Here is a 3,001-nt window from a genome sequence, read left to right on the forward strand (position 1 = left end):
CGCATACAGCGAGGTGCTTCCGAGCGAGACGGACGTCTCTTCCCGTCTGACGAGGCGCCGGCGGATCCACATCCCGATCCTGTCTGCGGCCATGGATACGGTCACCGAGAGCCGGGCCGCCATCATCATGGCGCAGGAGGGCGGACTCGGCGTTCTGCACAAGAACATGTCCATCGCCGATCAGGTGCGCGAGGTGCAGTCGGTCAAGAAATTCGAGAGCGGGATCATCCGGGATCCGGTGACCATCGAACCGGATCGTCTCCTCAGCCAGGCCGTAGAGCTGATGCAGGCCCATGGCATCTCGGGCATTCCGGTGGTTCGAGGCGAGAAACTGGTCGGCATTCTGACCCATCGCGACCTGCGTTTCGAGCGCAAGCTCGATCAGAAGGTGGGTGAGGTGATGACCCGGGACTTGATCACCGCCTCGGAGAACACCAGCGCCGAGCAGGCCAAGGATTTGCTGCACGCGCATCGGGTCGAGAAACTGCCGGTGGTCGATGCCGAGGGGCGGCTCAAGGGCTTGATCACCATCAAGGACCTGCAGAAGGCCGAGCATTTTCCTCACGCCAGCAAGGACGTCAGGGGCTCGCTCCTGGTCGGCGCCGCGGTGGGCGTCGGCGGAGCGGCCAGGGACAGGGCGCGGGCGCTTCTGGAGGTCGGCTGCGATCTGCTGGTGGTGGACACGGCTCACGGACATTCCAAGGCCGTGCTCGACACCATCCGCGATCTGAAGAAGAGTTTCTCGGAATGCGATCTCATGGCGGGCAATGTGGCCACGGCCGAGGGTTGCCGGGCCCTGATCGAGGCCGGCGCCGACGCGGTCAAGGTGGGCATCGGTCCGGGCTCCATCTGCACGACACGGGTGGTGGCCGGGGTGGGGGTGCCGCAGATCACCGCGATCCGCGAATGCGCCCGGGTGGCCGAGGCCCTCGGGGTGCCGGTCATCGCGGACGGTGGGCTCAAGTTTTCCGGTGACGTCACCAAGGCGCTGGCGGCGGGCGCCTCGGCGGTCATGGTCGGCAGCTTGTTCGCCGGCACCGAGGAGAGCCCCGGTGAGGTCGTCTTGTTTCAGGGGCGAGCCTACAAGGTCTATCGCGGCATGGGCAGCCTGGGCGCCATGAAGGCGGGCAGCAAGGACCGGTATTTTCAGGCGGGGGTGAGCGAGAGCGACAAGCTGGTCCCCGAGGGGATCGAGGGTCGCGTGCCTTACCGCGGCAATCTGTCCACGGTGCTCTATCAGTTGGTCGGTGGTCTGCGATCGGGCATGGGTTACTGCGGCTGCCACAGCATCGACGAGCTGCGCCAGACGGCTCGCTTCGTGCGCATCTCGGCTGCCGGTCTGCGCGAGAGCCACGTTCATGACGTGATCATCACCAAGGAAGCTCCCAATTACCGGCTGGAGTCCTGAGCATGGACAAAATTCTGATCCTGGATTTCGGATCCCAGACCACCCAACTCATCGCCCGGCGCATCCGTGAACAGCGGGTCTACTGCGAGATCCATCCCTTCGACACGGATGAGGCGCGCATTCGCGCGTTCGGCGCCAAGGGGATCATCTTGTCCGGCGGGCCCACCGGGGTCTATCAGCTAGACGCGCCGGATTGCGCCGATCTGGTCTTCGAGCTGGGGGTGCCCGTCTTGGGGATCTGTTACGGTCAACAGTTGATGGTCAAGCGCCTGGGCGGCCAGGTCCAGGCCTCCGAGCAGCGCGAGTACGGTCGGGCGAAGCTCGAGATGCTCCATCCTGACGGTCTGTTCTCGGGTCTTGAGCAAGACGCCGGTGAAGTCTGGATGAGCCATGGCGATCGCGTGGAGAGACTGCCGGAGGGCTTTGAGGTGCTCGCCAAGAGCTCCAGTTCGCCTTTTGCGGCGGTGGCGGACCCGAAGCGCAAATTGTATGGGGTGCAGTTCCATCCGGAGGTCGTTCACACGATTCGCGGCGTCGAGATGCTGGCCAATTTCGCATTCGAACTCTGCGGCTGCCAACCAGGCTGGACCATGGCCTCCTTCGTGGATCGGGCGGTCGAAGCCATCCGGGCCAAGGTCGGACGAGAGCAGGTGCTCTGCGCTCTGTCCGGCGGAGTGGATTCCTCGGTGGTGGCCGCCTTGCTTCACCGCGCCATCGGCGAACAGTTGCATTGCATCTTCGTCGACAACGGTCTTTTACGGCATGGCGAGCGGGCGGGTGTCGAGGAGGTGTTCGGGCGGCATTTCGGCATGGATCTGGTCGTGGTGGACGCCGCGGAGCGTTTTGTTTCGGCTCTCGAAGAGGTGGCGGACCCTGAGCGCAAGCGCAAGATCATCGGCGAGACCTTCATCCGCGTGTTCGAAGAAGAGGCGCGCCGCAGGCAGGGGGTGCGTTTTTTGGCTCAGGGCACCTTGTATCCCGACGTCATCGAGTCGGTCAATGTGCGCGGTCCCTCGGCGGTCATCAAGAGTCACCACAACGTAGGCGGTTTGCCGGCGCAGATGGACCTGGAGCTGATCGAGCCCCTGCGCGAATTGTTCAAGGACGAAGTGCGCACCCTGGGCGAGGCGCTGGGCCTGCCGGCGGGTCTCGTCGGCCGACAGCCTTTTCCCGGGCCCGGCCTGGGGATCCGGGTCATCGGAGCCGTGAGCGCCTCGCGGCTCGAGGTTTTGCGGCGCGCCGATCACATTCTGCAAGAGGAGCTGCGCACTTCCGGCTGCCTGGAGCAAACCTGGCAGGCCTTCGTCGTCCTGTTGCCGGTTCGTTCGGTGGGGGTCATGGGCGATGAGCGCACTTATGACGAGACCGCGGTCGTCCGGGCGGTCACCAGCCTGGATGGGATGACGGCCGACTGGGCCCGCCTGCCGAGCGAGGTGCTGGCGCGCGTCTCCAACCGGATCATCAATGAAGTCCGCGGAATCAATCGAGTTCTCTACGACATTTCGCGCAAGCCGCCCGCGACCATCGAGTGGGAATAAGTCGTCAAAATGCTGTGAATATCGGACTTGGAGCCTGCGTCCGATACTGTTGCTT

General features: G+C 64.4%; 2 protein-coding genes. Both read left to right on the plus strand.

The window, feature by feature from the left end; translation table 11 throughout:
- Positions 1-1,408 (plus strand): IMP dehydrogenase (guaB, locus tag GPT33_RS18380; protein ID WP_296811987.1); only part of this gene is annotated, 1,408 nt, incomplete at its 5' end.
- Complete coding sequence (guaA, locus tag GPT33_RS18385) at positions 1,405-2,946, plus strand: glutamine-hydrolyzing GMP synthase (protein ID WP_363929517.1); 1,542 nt, start codon at positions 1,405-1,407, stop codon at positions 2,944-2,946. The genes guaB and guaA, both read left to right, overlap by 4 nt.
- The last annotated feature ends 55 nt before the right edge of the window (positions 2,947-3,001 follow it).

The sequence above is a fragment of the Thiocapsa sp. genome (assembly GCF_011390875.1).
GTDB lineage: Bacteria > Pseudomonadota > Gammaproteobacteria > Chromatiales > Chromatiaceae > Thiocapsa.